Below are 14,750 nucleotides of genomic sequence, written 5' to 3'. Positions count from 1 at the left end.
CCGGTACGGGGACCGTCAGATTGCCCCCGTACCGGCGTACGGCTGAGGGGCACTCAGGGGCGAAGGAGGACCTTGCCCACCTTCGGATCACCGGACCCGACGAGCTCGATCGCCTGCGGGAACTCCTGAAGCGGCAACTCGTGCGTGACCAGCGGCAGCGGATCGAGCAGCCCGGCCGCGAACACCCGCACCGTGTGCGCCCAGGCATCCGGCGGCGCCCCGAACACGGTGTGCACCTCCAGCTGCCGTACGACGAGATCGGTCGGGTCGAGTCCAGGGGCGCCAGGCGCCGGGATCCCCGTGAGGACGAGGCGCCCGCCGCGCCTGAGCAGGGCGGCGGAGGTGCGCGCTGCGTCGGCGGACCCGGCGGTCTCGATGACGACGTCGAAGTCGTCCGGGAGCAGCCGGTCCTTCGTACGGAAGTCGGTCGCCCCGTACTGCCGCGACAGCGCCTCCCGGTCGCCCCGCGTGCCCACCACGAGCAGCTCGGCCGGCGAGCCCGCCTTCAGGAACTGAACGGCGAACATGCCCAGCGTCCCGGTCCCCACGACCGCCACGCGCTCACCCGGCAGCGCGTTGGCCTTGATCGCCGCGGCGGCGATACAGGCGGCGGGCTCCAGCAGGGCGGCGGCGGTGAGGTCGCAGTCGTCCGGCAGGACGTGCAGCAGCCGGGCCGGGAGTGTGAGCGTGGCGGCCATGGCGCCGGGCTGGGTGAACCCGGTCTCCTCGTACCCCGCGCTGCACAGCGTGGTCTCACCGGCGTGACAGCGGTCGCAGACCTGGCAGTTGCGGAAGCCCTCGCCGACGACCTTGCGGCCGACCAGCGAGTCCGGCACCCCGGCACCGACCGCCGCGACGGTCCCGGACCACTCGTGGCCCGGCGTGAGCGGGTAACGGACGTACCCCTCGGGCCGGTTGCCCTGGTACACCTCGCGGTCGCTGCCGCAGATGCCGACCGCGTGGACGCGGACCAGCGCCTCACCGGCCTCCGGCTCGCGCGGCGTGTGCTCGGTGAGCCGGTGCTCGCCGGGCGCCTCGATGACGACGGCGGTGCTCACTGCGCGCCCTTGGGCTTGCGCTGCTCCCAGCCCTCGGCCCACAGGTCGAACCGGGCCTGCTGCTGCGGGAACTCGGCGGCGGCGTCGGCGTCGAACTCGACGCCGAGGCCGGGGGCGTCGGAGAGGTGGAAGCAGCCGTCCTCCGGATTCACCTGCGGGGCGCCCTTGACGACCTTCTTGATCTCCGCGTCGGCGAAGTCGTTGAAGTGCTCCAGGATCTTGAAGTTCGGGGAGGTGAACCCGACCTGGAGGGAGGCGGCGGTGAGGACGGAGCCGCCGACGTTGTGGGGCGCGACGAGCACGTAGTGGGTCTCGGCCGTCGCGGCGAGCTTGCGCGTCTCCCAGATGCCGCCGATGTGGCCGACGTCGGGCTGGATGATGTCGACGGCCTGGCTCTCGAAGAGCTCACGGAACTCGATGCGATCGTGAATCCGCTCGCCCGTCGCGACCGGCATGTCCACCTTGGCGGCGACCTTCTCCAGCGCCTTCAGGTTCTCCGGCGGGCAGGGCTCCTCCAGCCAGGCCGGCCTGAAGGGCGCGAGTTCGCGCGCGAGCCGTACGGCGGTGGCGGGGGAGAAGCGGCCGTGCATCTCCAGCATCAGCTCGGCCTCGGGGCCGATGGCGTCCCGCACGGCCTCGATCAGGGAGACGGCGTACAGGGTCTGCTCGTGGTCGAGCTCGAAGTGGCCGGTGCCGAAGGGGTCGATCTTGAGCGCCTTGTACCCGCGCTCCATCACGCCCTGGGCCGCCTTGTGGTACGCCTCCGGCGTCCGCTCGGTGGTGTACCAGCCGTTGGCGTACGCCTTGACCTTGTCCGTGACCTTGCCGCCGAGCAGCTGCCACACGGGCACGCCGAGAGCCTTGCCCTTAATGTCCCAGCAAGCCATTTCCACCACGGCGATCCCGGACATCACGATCTCGCCGGCCCGCCCGTAGTCGCCGTACTTCATGCGCCGGACGAGGTCCTCGACAGCGAACGGGTCGGAACCCAGAATGTGGTTGGCCTCGGCCTCCCGCAGGTAGCCGATCAGCGCGTCGGTGTGGCCCAGCATCCGGGTCTCGCCGACTCCGGTGATGCCCTCGTCGGTGTGCACCAGGACGTATGTCAGGTTGCGCCACGGCGTCCCGACCACGTGTGTGCTGATTCCGGTGATGCGCACGGCAGTTGCCCCTTGCTGCGTCGTCGGCTCATTTGGCGTCGCACCCCGGCGTGTTCGAAATTTCGTCACACGTTCGAAATGCTGACGTGACAGTAGGGAGGCGGCGCCGGGAGTGTCAATGGGTCGAACACATAACGGTTTCGACACCGCTTTCGATACGGATTTCGGGCAGTCGGTCGCGGAGTGTGGGGGGCGTGTCTGGCGAGTCCCGGCATATCCGTCAACTCGCCATGCCGGAACGGAAAGTTCCATACACAACTTTCACACCTGTGACTATCAACGGTGCCTGTGAGGAACCTAGTCTTCCCGCGTCATGGACTACTGCCACCCGTGCCGACGGCACCTGAATGGCGCCCTCGCCTGCCCGGGGTGCGGCGCCGCGGTCGAAGAGCTGCGCGTGTACGCGGGCGCCCCGAACGAGGTGTACCCGCAGATGGCCGAGCGAGGTGTGCAGGGCCGGGGGGCGTACGAGGGGTACGAGGGCCAGTACGGCGGCGGCACGGGCCAGTACGCGGACGGCTCGGGGCAGTACGGGAGCGGCGCCGGGCAGTACGGGAGCGGCGCCGGGCGGTACGGCGGCGGCGAGTACGGCGCGAGTGGCCACGACGACCGCTACGACGAAGCGCGCCCCGCGCAGGCCGCCGAGGTCGCGGACGCCGGTGAGGTGTCCTCGGAGGCGGCGCCGGTCGCGCCGGCCGGCGGACGGGCCGCGCGGCGGGCGGCGCAGCGGCGTGGCAGGGGTCGTGGCCGTGACGAGTACGCCGAGTACGACGACGCGCAGGACGACGCGTACGACGAAGAAGTGGACGACGACGGTGACGACCCGGACGACGGGTCCTCGTCGGGCGCCAGCCGTCGCGATCGCAAGGCCGCCGCGCACCGGCGCCGCCGTCGCCGGGTCCTGCTGGTGACCGCGGGCTTCGTCCTGGCCGCCGGGGGTCTGAGCCTCGCGGAACTCGGCATGGACGCCCCGGGCACGAGCCCCAAGCCCGCGGCCGCCGGGGACGAATCGGCGGAGGGCGCGGCGTCGGAAGAGGTGACCGCGTCCCCGGAGGCGACGGACGGGACACCGCGGACGGACGGGGACTCGCCGTCGGCGGATCCCTCGGCGTCTCCCTCGTCCTCCAAGTCGCCCAAGGACGAGGACGAGAAGAAGGACGAGGACAAGACCCCCGACAAGGACGGCCAGTCGGCGCCGGCGGGCAGCGGCGGCCCGGGCGGCGCCACCTCGGCCCCCACCACCCCGTCGGACCCCGATCCCACGACCCCGACCGAGGAACCGGCCACGTCGGACCCGACTCCGGACCCGACGCCCACGGAGACGTGCAATCGGTTCCTGTGGTGGTGCACGTGAACCGGCCGTAGCTGGCAGGAGTCGTTCACTTCCGCGAATACGGGTGCTCGTGACCGCCTGGGGGACGAGCGCGGGGCAACGCCAGCCGGCCCAGCGTCCGCCAGTCCATCCGGGGTTTCGCCTGGGGCACTCCCGGACGGTCGCGCGGTACGCGGACCCGCAGGGCGCCGGGTGTGATGCGGCAGATGACGGGCGTGGGCAGCAGGAGGGCCTCGCCGTCCACACCGACCGGGACGTCGGGAGCGTCGGCCTCGACCACCACCTCGTGCACGGCCAGCACCGTGAGCTCGCGCGACTGATGGCCGCGCAGCAGCCCGGCCGCCTGCGCGGCGTTGTCGACCTTCACGCCGAGGACGCCGAGGGCACCGGAGTCCAGCCGCGCGCGCCGGCCGAGGCCGGCGGCATCGCCCAACTGGTAGGGGTTGTTGCTGATCAGGACTGCTTGGGGAGCGTCTAGGACCACGTCCCGCGCACGGACGGTCAGACGGGGCCCGACCTGATGGGTCAGCAGGTCCGGGAGCTCCCGGAGGATGGTCGGCACCTTGTCGTCGCGGTAGGCGGGGCTCTGCACGACCGCCGCGTACACGCCGAAGGACGCGTTGTTGACGAAGACCCGCTCGCCGATGAGACCGAGGTCGATGCGCACCTCGACGCCGTCGGTGAGAGCGTCGAGACAGGTCGACGGGTCGGTCCGGTCGAGGCCGAGGTCCATGGCGAAGTGGTTGCGGGTGCCCGCGGAGATGACCACGAACGGCAGATCGTGCCGGGCCGCCACACCCGCCACCAGCGCCTGGGTGCCGTCCCCTCCGGCGACCCCCAGCAGGTCCGCGCCCCGCGCCACGGCCCGCTCGGCTAGCTCGGCGACGTCCTGCGGGTGAGCCGGGTCGAGTACGGCGACCTCGGCGCCCAGGGCCCGGGCCTTGGCCACGAGGTCGTATCTGCCGACCTTTCCGCCGCCGGATCGCGGGTTCATGATGAAAAACGGTGCCCGCGGCGGTGGGGTCGGGTGTTCCCGGGGGCCGGTCCGGCCGGCGTCCGCGGCGAGGGCGGCCCGCCCGATCAGGAGCGCCGCGATCCACAGCACCACGGCGGCCAGCGCGGCCCAGAGCAGGCCCACCACGGCGTAGTTCAGCAGCACGGCGATCGGCAGCAGGGCGGCCAGTGCGGCGGCGAGCAGCCGGGCCAGGCCGCGCCGGGAGAGCGCCCACCACAGGGCTGCGGCTGTCGCGGCGAGGCCCGCGAAGCCGACTGCCAGCAGCGCGAGGCTCCTGATACCGGCGGCCGCCAGCAGCACGGCGATGGCGGCGGCAGCGACGAGCAGGGCCAGGCGTGCCGCCCACCGCTGAGCCGCCGCACGGGGACGATCGGCCGTGCCGGACGTCCCGGCGGGCTTTCGCGTACCGCCCACAGTGGCATCCCACCTCCCGCGCCCGGGCCCCGCATCACCTGCTCCGGGTGATCCCACCGCAGCGCGGGGCTGTGAGCATGCGGTCAGGGGGGCGGTCGACCATGCGGGCAGGGAGGGGGCCGGTCGACCCCTGCGGGCAAGGAGGTCCGACCATGGCCGTCACGCACCGCGGTCCGCTCTCGGTGATGCACGACCGTCCGCTCACCCCGGCCGAGCGCGCGGCACTCGGCAAGGAGGCGCGGGCCCGGGTGCCGCGCTCCGAGCATGCCGTCTTCGCGCCCGACGAGAAGCGGCCCGATCCGATCGACATCATCGAGCGGCAGTCCGCCGACCGGGTTCCCGAGCTGGTGCCCGTCCGGTACGGGCGGATGCTCGAATCGCCGTTCCGCTTCTACCGCGGGGCCGCGGCGATCATGGCGTCCGATCTCGGCGCCGGTGCGCACACCGGGCTGTACGCCCAGCTGTGCGGGGACGCCCATCTGCTGAACTTCCGGCTCCTCGGCTCCGCGGAACGCAACCTCGTCTTCGACATCAACGACTTCGACGAGACCCTGCCGGGCCCGTTCGAGTGGGACGTCAAGCGGCTGGCGGCGAGTCTGGTGATCGCCGGGCGGGCCAACGGGTTCTCGGCGAAGGAGTGCGACGCCGTCGTGCGGGCCGGCGTGGGGTCCTACCGGGAGCGCATGCGCGAGTTCGCCGGGCTGCGCACCCTCGACGTCTGGTACGCGCGGGACGACTTCGACCAGATCGAGGTGCTGCTGCCCGAGCGGCCGGGCAAGCAGGACAAGCAGCGGGCCGTGCGGGCGGCGGAGAAGGCCCGTGCCCGGACGAGTCTGCAGGCGGCCGCGAAACTGACCCGGGTGGTGGACGGCGTACCCCGGATCATCTCGGATCCCCCCTTGATCACACCGCTCTCGGAGCTGCTGCCGGGGACGGAGGGCGAGGATGTGGCGCAGACCCTGCGGGGGCTGGTCAACGACTACCGGACCAGCCTGTCGTCGGAGCGGCGGCATCTGCTGAGCCGGTTCCGCGTGGTCGACGTGGCGCGCAAGGTCGTCGGGGTCGGCAGCGTCGGCACCCGCTGCTGGATCATCCTGCTGCTCGGCCGCGACGACGACGACCCGCTCCTGCTCCAGGCCAAGGAGGCCGGCGACTCGGTCCTCGCCCCCCACTGCGGCGCCAGCACGTACGAGAACCAGGGCGAGCGGGTGGTCGCCGGGCAGCGGCTCATGCAGGCCGCCGGTGACATCTTCCTGGGCTGGGAGCACGTCACGGGCATCGACGACCGCCCACGCGACTTCTACGTACGGCAGTTGCGCGACTGGAAGGGCATCGCCCGCCCCGAGACGATGGACGCCCGGACCCTGGGACTGTTCGCCCGGCTGTGCGGCGCATCTCTGGCCCGCGCCCACGCCCGCTCGGGCGACCCGATCGCCATCGCCGCCTACCTCGGCCGCAGTGACACCTTCGACCGCGCCCTGGCCCACTTCGCCCACTCCTACGCCAACCAGAACGAACGCGACCACCAGGCCCTGACCGACGCGGTCAGCACGGGCCGCGTCACGGCCCGGAGCGACCTGGCGGCGTGACAGCCCTCCTCACCCTTCGTGGGTGACGACGGGCATGCCCCCAAGGGATCACGCTCGGTGGTGTACGGCTGCGTGCAGCAGCCCAGTGAGGAAAGGAGGCCGGACATGGCCACCACCGCTACCCGCCACGGTGAGGGGAAGCAGACAGCCGCCACCGGCCTGACACTGTTCGCCGGAGTGATGCTCTTCATCTCCGGGATCCTCGACGTCTTCCGCGGAATCATGGCGATCGCCGACGACGACGTGTACGTCTCCACCCCCAACTACGTCTTCAAGTTCGACCTGACGAGCTGGGGCTGGATCCACCTGGTGTTCGGGGCGCTCGCCGTGGTCGTGAGCATCGGCCTGTTCGGGGCGAAGATGTGGGCGAGGGTCCTCGGAGTCGCCATCGCGGGACTGCTGTTGATCGCGAACTTCCTGTCCATCCCGTACTACCCGGTCTGGTCGCTCACGCTGATCGCGCTGTACGCGTTCATCATCTGGGCTCTGTGCGTGGTGAAGCGGGACTCCTTCGCCGATTAGGACCCCTTTCGGGGCCCGTATGGGCCAACTCGGCATGCCGTTTCCGTGGTGCGCGGACGCAATGGAAGGGAGGGCGGGGACCCCGGAAGACCTGGAGTCCGCATGAGCGCCGCGCACAAGCCCTCCGCGCCCGGGCGCATCGCCCGAGCGACGGCGTCCGCGGTGCTGATCGTGGTCACCTGCATCCTCGTACCCGTCGCACTGATCACGGTGTGGGTCCACGACATCGCGCTCGACACCGACCGCTATGTGAAGACCGTTGCCCCGCTCGCGACCGAGCCGGCCATCCAGGACGCGGCCGTCGACCGGATCTCCGAGGCGGTGGACGTCCGCATCGACGGCGACCGGGCCGCCGCGCAGCTCGCCGACTGGCTGCGCTCCCAGGGCCTGCCGCCCCAGGCAGCGGCCGCCATCCAGGGGCTCGGTCCGCAGATCGACTCGGCCGTGGACGGCGCGGTGAAGGAGATCGTCACGCGGATCGTGCACAGCGGCGCCTTCGACACCGTGTGGCGCAACGCCAACAAACAGGCCCACAACGCCGTCGTGCACGCCCTCACCGGAGAGGGCCGGGGCGCCGTCGGGGTCGCGGGCGGCACGGTCACACTCGACGTCGGCACGCTCGTCGAACAGGTGAAGACGGAACTCGTCAACGCCGGTCTGTCGCCGGCGAAGGCGATCCCCCAGGTCGACAAGCAGCTGGTGCTGTTCCAGTCCGAGGAACTGGAGAAGGTCCGCGAGGGCGCCCGTCTGCTGGACACCGTCGGCTACTGGCTGCCCGTCCTCACCGTCGTCATCGGCGCAGCCGGGGTGCTGGTGGCCCGCCGCCGGCGGCGGGCGCTCGCCTGGACCGCGCTGGGCGCCGCCTTCGCCTGCCTGGTGGTGGTCATCGCCCTGGTCGTCGTACGCCGCTACTACCTGGACCACCTCCCGGCCGCCGTGCAGTCGGACGCGGCCGCCGCGGCCGTCTTCGACACGCTGCTGCGCTTCCTGAAGGCCGCCCTGCGCACCACGATCGTGCTCGGCATCGTGGTCGCGCTCGGCGCCTATCTGATCGGCCCCGGCCGCCTGCCGGTCGCGATCCGCCGCGCCTGCGACCGCACCGCGGACTCGCTCGCCACCTGGGCCTACCGGCACGAGATCCGGGCCGGCCGGGTCGGCGCGTGGGCACAGACCCACCGCCGGTCGATCGCCCTGTCCGCGCTGGCGGTCCTGGCCTTCATCTTCGCCGTGTGGAACCGTCCCACCCCGCTCACGATCCTGGCCTTCGCGCTCGTCCTGCTCGGCACCCTGGCGGTCCTGGCGCTGCTCGCGGCCGGCGGCCGGGCCGAAGCCGCGCCACCCGCCCTCGACGAGGCGCACCCGTGACAGGGCCGACCTCGGACAAGGCCCACCCGTGAGGGGTGATGCCCGGCGGACCGGCGCGGCGCATCGTGAAGGCCACGGGACCACCGGGGCCCCGTCAGCCGCGCGGTCGTCGCGGCGGCCGGCAAGCGGAGGCGACCATGGACTACCCCCTGCTCGACGTCTTCCTCACCATGCTCTGGTTCTTCCTGTGGATCATGTGGATCATGCTGCTGGTCCGCGTGGTCATGGACATCTTCCGCGACGACGCACTGAGCGGCTGGGCGAAGGCGGGCTGGACGCTGATGGTGTGCGTGCTGCCGTTCCTCGGTGTCTTCGTCTACCTGATCGCCCGCGGACGCGGCATGGGCGAGCGCGAGCTGCGCATGGCCCAGGACCGCGAGCGCGCGTTCCGCAGTTACGTCCAGGAGGCCGCCGCACCGCGGCCCAAGGCGCCGGGCGCCAAGGCGGACGAACTCGGCAAGCTTGCCGCGCTGCACGACAAGGGCGACATCACCGACGCCGAGTACGAGCAGGCCAAGTCGAAGGTCCTCACGGCCTGACACGCATGCCCGAGCTGCCGGTCCGGATCAGCCGCCGTCCTCGCCTGCGCCGGCCCGTGGGACGGGCGGTGTGTAGCCGTGGGGCGTCGCGTACTGGCCGTCGCCGTGTGTCGGACTCGCCTCGGCCCGGCCGAGTTGCTCGTCCAGGGACGTGGCCGCGGTGATCAGGGCGAGGTGGGTGAACGCCTGGGGGAAGTTGCCGAGTTGTTCGCCCGAGGGGCCGATCTCCTCGGCGAAGAGGCCGACGGGGTTGGCGTAGGTGAGCATCTTGTCGAAGGCGTACCGGGCCTGCCCGAGCCGGCCGCTGCGGGCCAGGGCCTCGACGTAGTAGAAGCTGCAGAGGTTGAAGGTGCCCTCGGAGCCGCGCAGTCCGTCGGGCGAGGCCTGGGGGTCGTAGCGGTAGACGAGGCTGTCGCTGACCAGCTCCTCGTCCATGGCGTCGAGGGTGCTGAGCCAGTCCGGGTCGTGCGGTGAGATGAAGCCGACCCGGGGCATCAGCAGCAGCGAGGCGTCCAGGACGTCCGTGTCGTAGTGCTGGACGAAGGCCTGGCGCCCGGGGTGCCAGCCGCGTTCGACGATCTGCCGGAAGATCGCGTCGCGCGTGTCGGTCCAGCGGCCGATCCGGCCCGGGCGGGCGTGCGCGATGGACCCGCGGATACCGCGGTCGAAGGCGACCCAGGCCATCAGCCGGCTGTAGGTGAAGTTCTGCCGCCCGCCGCGGGTCTCCCAGATCCCCTCGTCGGGCTGGTCCCAGTGCTCGGAGAGCCAGTCCAGGACGTCACGCATGGCGTCCCAGCCGCGGATCGCCCCGATGTCGCCGCGCACCGCCAGCGCGTCGGCCGCCTCGCCGTAGATGTCGAGCTGCAGCTGGCCGGCGGCCGCGTTGCCGGCCCGGACGGGCCGTGAGCCCTGGTAGCCCTCCAGATGGTTGAGGGTCTCCTCGGTCAGCTGGGGGTCGCCGTCCACCCGGTACATGATCTGCAGGGGGTCGCCCGTGGCGGTGCCGCCGGCCTCGACGCGTTCGCGCAGCCAGCGGCGGTACGCGTACGCCTCCGCCTCGAAGCCCAGGTCGATCAGGGCCCGCACGGAGAGCGAGGCGTCGCGGACCCACGTGTAGCGGTAGTCCCAGTTGCGCTCGCCGCCGATCTGCTCGGGCAGTCCCATGGTGGCGGCGGCGACGGGTGCGCCCGTGGGGGCGTAGGTGAGCAGCTTGAGCGTGATCGCGGAGCGGTTCACCACGTCCTGCCAGCGCCCTCGGTAGGAACAGGAGCGCAGCCAGGCCAGCCAGAAGGTGCGGCACGACCCCATGTCGTCGATCAGGCTGCGCAGGGTCGGCTCGGGTCCGGGGACGCCGCCCCTCGCGGTGGAGGTCAGCACTACGGCCGCCGCCTGCCCGGCGGAGAGGGTGAAGCGGCTGGTGACGTCGTCGCCGTCCGCGTGGAAGGCGACCCCGGGGGTGCACTGGAGGTGCAGGTCGGTACCCGGGCCGTGGAAGACCGCCGAGCGGTCTTCGTCCGACGGGAGCGTGAGGGTGTGCGGGGCGCGGGCGTAGTCGAAGCGGGGGCGGCAGGCGACGGTGAAGGGCAGGCTGCCCCGGACGACGCGGGCGATCCGGATGAGCCGGTGCCGGTCCGTCGGCGTCGGGGAGTCGATGGGAGGCATGAAGTCGGCGACCTCGCCGACGCCGCCGGGCGCCATGTACCGCGTGATCAGGATCGCCGTGTCGGACAGGTACAGCTGTCGTACCGTCAGCCCCTCGCCCTCCGGGAGGTCCACGGCGAACCGGCAGTGGCCCCCGCGCTCGCTGTCCAGCAGCGAGGCGAAGACGCTGGGCGAGTCGAAGCGCGGCGTGCACCACCAGTCGACGGTCCCGGCGGACGAGACCAGAGCCGCGGTCTGCAGGTCGCCGACCATTCCGTGCTCGGCGATGGGCGGATAGCGGTCGACCATGCCTGCCTCCCTCCACCGGTACGCACGCGGTCTGCCGAAGCACGCATGACACGGCTCCACATTCATCGTTCGAGAGCGTTCGGAGCGGGGCTTCACCCCTGACAGGTGAAACCCCGCGGCAGCCGGCGCGCGGCCCGCCCGGGCGGGGGACCGCCGCGCTGCCGCGGTCGGCGGCCGCACCCCACCCGCTCCGGGTGATGCCGTCCCGGGGCGACAGGCGCAGCGTGGAACACATCAGGCTTGGAGTGCCGCCGTGGCCGCACGACGGCCGGCAGGTGGAGGCGACCGTGGACTATCCGCTGCTCAACGCTTTCCTGACGATGCTCTGGTTCTTCCTGTGGGTGCTGTGGTTCGTGATGCTGTTCCGGGTCTTCGGAGACATCTTCCGGGACGACAGCCTGAGCGGCTGGGGCAAGGCGGGCTGGGCGGTCTTCGTCTGTGTGCTGCCCTTCCTCGGCGTGTTCGTCTATCTGGTCGCCCGCGGGCGCGGCATGGGTGAGCGTGACGCGCGCCAGCAGCGGCGCCAGGAGGAGGCGTTCCGCTCCTACGTCCAGGAGGTGGCCGCCGATGCCCCGGAGACCGGGGCCACCGCGACGACCGGGACGACGACCGGGACGAGCGCGCACACCGGGCCGTCCCATGCGGACCAGCTGACCAAGCTCGCCGGGCTGCACGACCACGGCGACATCAGCGACGCCGAGTACGCGCGGGCGAAGGCGAAGGTGCTCGCGGGCTGAGCCGTACGACGCCCGGACCGGCACCCGCCTGAGGAAGGTTCACTCCGGAAGCCGGCGGAACTCCGCCACGCGCAGCCCCAGCGACTGGAAACGGATCAACAGGCCGTACAGGTGCGCCTCGTCGTCGACCTGGCCGTACAGCACCGTCTGGTTGGGGACGACGAAGCTGTCGAACTCGGGGAACGCCGTGGTCAACTCATCCGACATCTGCCCGTCGACGCGGATTTCGTAGCGCATGACCTCATGCTCGGCGACCTGGGGCACGGGTGGCATCACCCGGGCGAGGTGACACGTCAGAGCAGCCCGAACTCACGGGCCCGGCGGACCGCCTCGCCGCGCCGGGTGGCGGCGAGCTTGCGGTAGATGCTCTTGAGGTGCGTCTTCACCGTGTTCACCGACAGATGCAGGTCGGCGGCGATCTCCTCGGTGGACATGAGCTGCGCCAACCGCTCCAGGACGTCCCGCTCCCGCGCGCTGAGCGTTTCCGGGCTCGGGCCCACGGACTCCTCCTGCCCGGGCGCGAGTGTGCCGGTCAGCCAGGCGTGCTCCCGGGCGGGCGCGGGCCGGTGGAGCAGCAGCCGCCTGACCCAGGCCCCGGCGTCCAGGAACGGCCGCCTCAGATGATGCGGGCGCGCGGCGGCCAGGGCCCGTAGCAGCAGGCTCTCGGCTGCGGCGGAGTCGCCGAGCGCGTCGGCGGCCTGCGCACGGGTCAGCAGAATCCATACGTCGATGACGGGTCCGGGGTCGCGGTGCTCGGGGAGTTCGAGCTCGTCGAGGATGCGCAGGGCCGTTTCGCCCTCGCCGGCGGCGACCCGCGCCCGGGCCTCGGCCACCAGGCTCTCCGGGCCGTGGGCCGGCCGGTCCTCGAAGACCTTCACCGCCGCCTTCGGATCGCCGTCGGCCAGATGCGCCGCGGCCATGGCCATCGCGATGCGGTCGTTCACCCACGGGGAGGGCTCGGCGGACACCAGGGGCTGCTTCGCCATGTCGTCGAGTGCCAGCAGCGCCGAGCGGGGGTCCCCCTTCGCGAACAGCATCCGGGAACGCAGGATCGCCAGTTCCACGGCCACGACGGGATCGCGGGGGGCGGCGGACGTGGCGGCGGCCCGGTCGAGGTGGCCCTGGGCTTCCGCCAGGTCGTCGCGGTCGATGGCCACGGCGGCCAGCACGAGCTGGGCCATCCCGGACCGGTCGGACTCGGGCAGCCCCGAGTGCTCCGCCTCGGCGACCGCGTCCCTGGCATGCGACTCGGCCCGCCCTGGACGGCCCTGCAGGAAGTCGATCAGCGCCAGCCTGCTGAGCGCCTCGTGCCGGGCGAATGCCGTCGAGGGCTCCTGGGGGGAGCGGACGGCGTCGGACAGCGTCGAGCGCGCGGCATCGAAGCGGCCCGCCCACAGCTGCGCCGATCCGAGGTCGGTGAGCATGAGGGCCGTCAGCTCCGGGCACTGTTCCAGCCGGTCGGCGGGCAGGGCCCGCTCCGCCTCCGCGGCGGCCTTCGCCGCCAGCTCGGCCAGGTCCGCCGAGCCCGCGACGCGGGCGGCCAGCACCCGCAGCACGGCACAGCTCAGCCGCACCGCGGCCGCGTCGCCGGAGTCGCCGTCGGGCAGGTTCTGCTCCGCGCGTCCCAGGTAGGTGACCCCCCGGTCGACGTCGTGATGGGCCAACTCGCGCGCCGCGCGCACCAGATCGGGGGCCGGCCCGGACGTCTCCGGCGCCATCCTGGCGAACAGGCCGTCCAGCCGCTCGGCGGACAGTCCCGTCAGCAGCCGGCCGATCGCCAGCCGACCGATGAACTCGTTCGCGGCCAGCTCCCAGTCACCGGCGTCCGCCGCATGCGACAGGGCCTCGTCGAGCAGCCCCGCCCGGCTCAGCCAGTGGGCGGCCGTACGGTGCAGCTCGGGCGCCAGGCCGGGGTGGCGTACGCCCAGATGCACCCGCAGGATCTCGGCGAACAGCGGGTGCAGCCGGTACCAGGAGTGCCCGATGGGCTCGACGAACGCGTTCGCCCGTTGCAGGCCCTCCAGAATCGGCTCCGCGTCGACCCTGCCGGTGAGGGCGTTGGCCAGATCGGGGTGGATCTTCTCCAGGATGCTCGCGCGCAGCAGCAGCTCCTGGGTCTCCGGCGGGTGGGCGCGGAGCACTTCGCCGAGCAGGAAGTCGGCCACCGTGCTGTGCCCCGGCTCGAACTCCGCCAGGAAGCCCTCCGGGTCGTCGGCCCGCTGCGCGGCCAGGGTGCTCAGCCGCAGTCCCGCCGCCCAGCCGCCGGTGCGCGCGGTCAGCAGGCGCGCGCCCGCGCCCGACAGCGCCAGCCCGTGCCGGCCGGCGAGGGCAGCCGTCTCCTCGGCGCGGAAGGCCAGATCGGCGCCCCGGATGTCGACGAGCTCACCGGCGGCCCGATAGCGGTACAGCGGCAGCAGCGGCTCCGTGCGGCTGACGACGATCAGGCGCAGGCCGTCGCCCGCGTGGCGGAGCACGAACTGCAGTCCGTCGGCCACCTCGGCACACCCGGCCACCCGGTCGAACTCGTCCAGGACCAGGGTCACCGGCCTGTCCCGTCCGTCCAGCCAGGCCGCGACCCGCGCCAGCAGCGAGTGGTCGACCTCGCCGGGGCGGGCGGGGCTGCCGATGTCCGCGGGCAGGGCGATTTCGTGATGCCGGAAGGCATGCAGGACGTAGGTCCAGAACACGCCGGGGGCGCTGTCCTCCGGCTCCACCGTCAGCCAGGCGACGTCCCCCGGCTCGCGTGCCGTGATCCAGTCGGCGACCAGCAGGGTCTTGCCGGCTCCCGCGGGCCCGTTGACCAGCGTCAGGGGGGTGCGCAGGCTCTCGGCCAGCTGATCGAGGAGCCGGGCCCTGCGCACGAACGTCCGGGGGACCGTCGGCACGGCGAACCGTGCGGCGAGAACCGGGTCACCGCCCGGGGTCACCGCCCTCATGGCGGAATCGCCGTGGCTCCCGTCGGCGGAGCGTGACTTCGCGTCCATCACACGCCTCGTGGATGCCCGAGCGACACGACACCCTCAACACCCACCCTCCGATCGTCACCCCGGACCGGCCCGCCCGCAAGC

General features: G+C 72.4%; 12 protein-coding genes. 6 read left to right on the top strand and 6 right to left on the bottom strand.

Going from position 1 to position 14,750, the window contains the following annotated elements; translation table 11 throughout:
• Window positions 1-53: 53 nt before the first annotated feature.
• Together AB5J55_RS12905 and AB5J55_RS12900 are read right to left on the bottom strand one after the other, a co-directional pair.
• Window positions 54-1,058, bottom strand: a complete 1,005-nt coding sequence (locus tag AB5J55_RS12905; RefSeq protein ID WP_369270811.1) for a zinc-binding dehydrogenase — start codon at window positions 1,056-1,058, stop codon at window positions 54-56.
• Window positions 1,055-2,218 carry a mandelate racemase/muconate lactonizing enzyme family protein gene (locus tag AB5J55_RS12900; protein WP_369270810.1) on the bottom strand — a complete coding sequence of 388 codons (1,164 nt, stop codon included), beginning with the start codon at window positions 2,216-2,218 and terminating at the stop codon, window positions 1,055-1,057. Before AB5J55_RS12900 ends, AB5J55_RS12905 begins: the two co-directional genes overlap by 4 nt.
• A gap of 313 nt (window positions 2,219-2,531) precedes the next feature.
• On the opposite strand from AB5J55_RS12900, the gene AB5J55_RS12895 reads away from it, so the two are divergent.
• The gene (locus AB5J55_RS12895) at window positions 2,532-3,572 is read left to right on the top strand and encodes a hypothetical protein (protein ID WP_369270809.1); all 1,041 of its coding nucleotides are present in this window, start codon (window positions 2,532-2,534) and stop codon (window positions 3,570-3,572) included.
• Window positions 3,573-3,597: 25 nt separating this feature from the next.
• Here the strand turns inward: AB5J55_RS12895 and AB5J55_RS12890 are convergent, their stop codons facing one another.
• Entirely contained in the window at window positions 3,598-4,980 is a 1,383-nt protein-coding gene (locus AB5J55_RS12890) for a diacylglycerol kinase family protein (RefSeq protein WP_369270808.1), read from the bottom strand.
• A 152-nt stretch (window positions 4,981-5,132) separates the two neighbouring features.
• On the opposite strand from AB5J55_RS12890, the gene AB5J55_RS12885 reads away from it, so the two are divergent.
• From AB5J55_RS12885 to AB5J55_RS12870, 4 genes are all read left to right on the top strand, one after another.
• On the top strand, window positions 5,133-6,569 hold the full coding sequence (locus AB5J55_RS12885) for a DUF2252 domain-containing protein (RefSeq protein ID WP_369270807.1): 1,437 nt from the start codon (window positions 5,133-5,135) through the stop codon (window positions 6,567-6,569).
• 105 nt (window positions 6,570-6,674) lie between these two features.
• Window positions 6,675-7,091 carry a hypothetical protein gene (locus tag AB5J55_RS12880; protein ID WP_369270806.1) on the top strand — a complete coding sequence of 139 codons (417 nt, stop codon included), beginning with the start codon at window positions 6,675-6,677 and terminating at the stop codon, window positions 7,089-7,091.
• Window positions 7,092-7,193: 102 nt separating this feature from the next.
• A complete protein-coding gene (locus AB5J55_RS12875) occupies window positions 7,194-8,456 on the top strand; it encodes a hypothetical protein (RefSeq protein ID WP_369270805.1) in 1,263 nt (420 codons plus the stop codon).
• Between the two features lie 137 nt (window positions 8,457-8,593).
• Window positions 8,594-8,995, top strand: a complete 402-nt coding sequence (locus tag AB5J55_RS12870) for an SHOCT domain-containing protein (RefSeq protein ID WP_369270804.1) — start codon at window positions 8,594-8,596, stop codon at window positions 8,993-8,995.
• A gap of 27 nt (window positions 8,996-9,022) precedes the next feature.
• Here the strand turns inward: AB5J55_RS12870 and AB5J55_RS12865 are convergent, their stop codons facing one another.
• Complete coding sequence (locus AB5J55_RS12865) at window positions 9,023-10,945, bottom strand: glycoside hydrolase family 15 protein (RefSeq protein ID WP_369270803.1); 1,923 nt, start codon at window positions 10,943-10,945, stop codon at window positions 9,023-9,025.
• A gap of 320 nt (window positions 10,946-11,265) precedes the next feature.
• On the opposite strand from AB5J55_RS12865, the gene AB5J55_RS12860 reads away from it, so the two are divergent.
• Window positions 11,266-11,682, top strand: coding sequence for an SHOCT domain-containing protein (locus tag AB5J55_RS12860; RefSeq protein WP_369276170.1), 417 nt, complete (start codon window positions 11,266-11,268; stop codon window positions 11,680-11,682).
• A gap of 39 nt (window positions 11,683-11,721) precedes the next feature.
• Here the strand turns inward: AB5J55_RS12860 and AB5J55_RS12855 are convergent, their stop codons facing one another.
• Both AB5J55_RS12855 and AB5J55_RS12850 read right to left on the bottom strand, forming a co-directional pair.
• Window positions 11,722-11,919, bottom strand: coding sequence for a hypothetical protein (locus AB5J55_RS12855; protein WP_328881926.1), 198 nt, complete (start codon window positions 11,917-11,919; stop codon window positions 11,722-11,724).
• Window positions 11,920-11,975: 56 nt separating this feature from the next.
• Window positions 11,976-14,618, bottom strand: coding sequence for a LuxR C-terminal-related transcriptional regulator (locus AB5J55_RS12850; protein ID WP_369270802.1), 2,643 nt, complete (start codon window positions 14,616-14,618; stop codon window positions 11,976-11,978).
• Between the last annotated feature and the right edge of the window lie 132 nt (window positions 14,619-14,750).

It is taken from the genome of Streptomyces sp. R11 (genome assembly GCF_041051905.1).
GTDB lineage: Bacteria > Actinomycetota > Actinomycetes > Streptomycetales > Streptomycetaceae > Streptomyces.
The sequence above is the reverse complement of the archived record's forward strand: the minus strand, read 5'-3'. Positions and strand labels throughout refer to the sequence as shown.

What these genes read in the sequence shown, in the direction of transcription:
- AB5J55_RS12895 (WP_369270809.1), top strand. Translation starts at nt 2,532, where the DNA reads ATGGACTACTGCCACCCGTGCCGACGGCACCTGAATGGCGCCCTCGCC.
- AB5J55_RS12885 (WP_369270807.1), top strand. Translation starts at nt 5,133, where the DNA reads ATGGCCGTCACGCACCGCGGTCCGCTCTCGGTGATGCACGACCGTCCG.
- AB5J55_RS12880 (WP_369270806.1), top strand. Translation starts at nt 6,675, where the DNA reads ATGGCCACCACCGCTACCCGCCACGGTGAGGGGAAGCAGACAGCCGCC.
- AB5J55_RS12875 (WP_369270805.1), top strand. Translation starts at nt 7,194, where the DNA reads ATGAGCGCCGCGCACAAGCCCTCCGCGCCCGGGCGCATCGCCCGAGCG.
- AB5J55_RS12870 (WP_369270804.1), top strand. Translation starts at nt 8,594, where the DNA reads ATGGACTACCCCCTGCTCGACGTCTTCCTCACCATGCTCTGGTTCTTC.
- AB5J55_RS12865 (WP_369270803.1), bottom strand. Translation starts at nt 10,945, where the DNA reads ATGGTCGACCGCTATCCGCCCATCGCCGAGCACGGAATGGTCGGCGAC.
- AB5J55_RS12860 (WP_369276170.1), top strand. Translation starts at nt 11,266, where the DNA reads ATGCTCTGGTTCTTCCTGTGGGTGCTGTGGTTCGTGATGCTGTTCCGG.
- AB5J55_RS12855 (WP_328881926.1), bottom strand. Translation starts at nt 11,919, where the DNA reads ATGCGCTACGAAATCCGCGTCGACGGGCAGATGTCGGATGAGTTGACC.
- AB5J55_RS12850 (WP_369270802.1), bottom strand. Translation starts at nt 14,618, where the DNA reads ATGAGGGCGGTGACCCCGGGCGGTGACCCGGTTCTCGCCGCACGGTTC.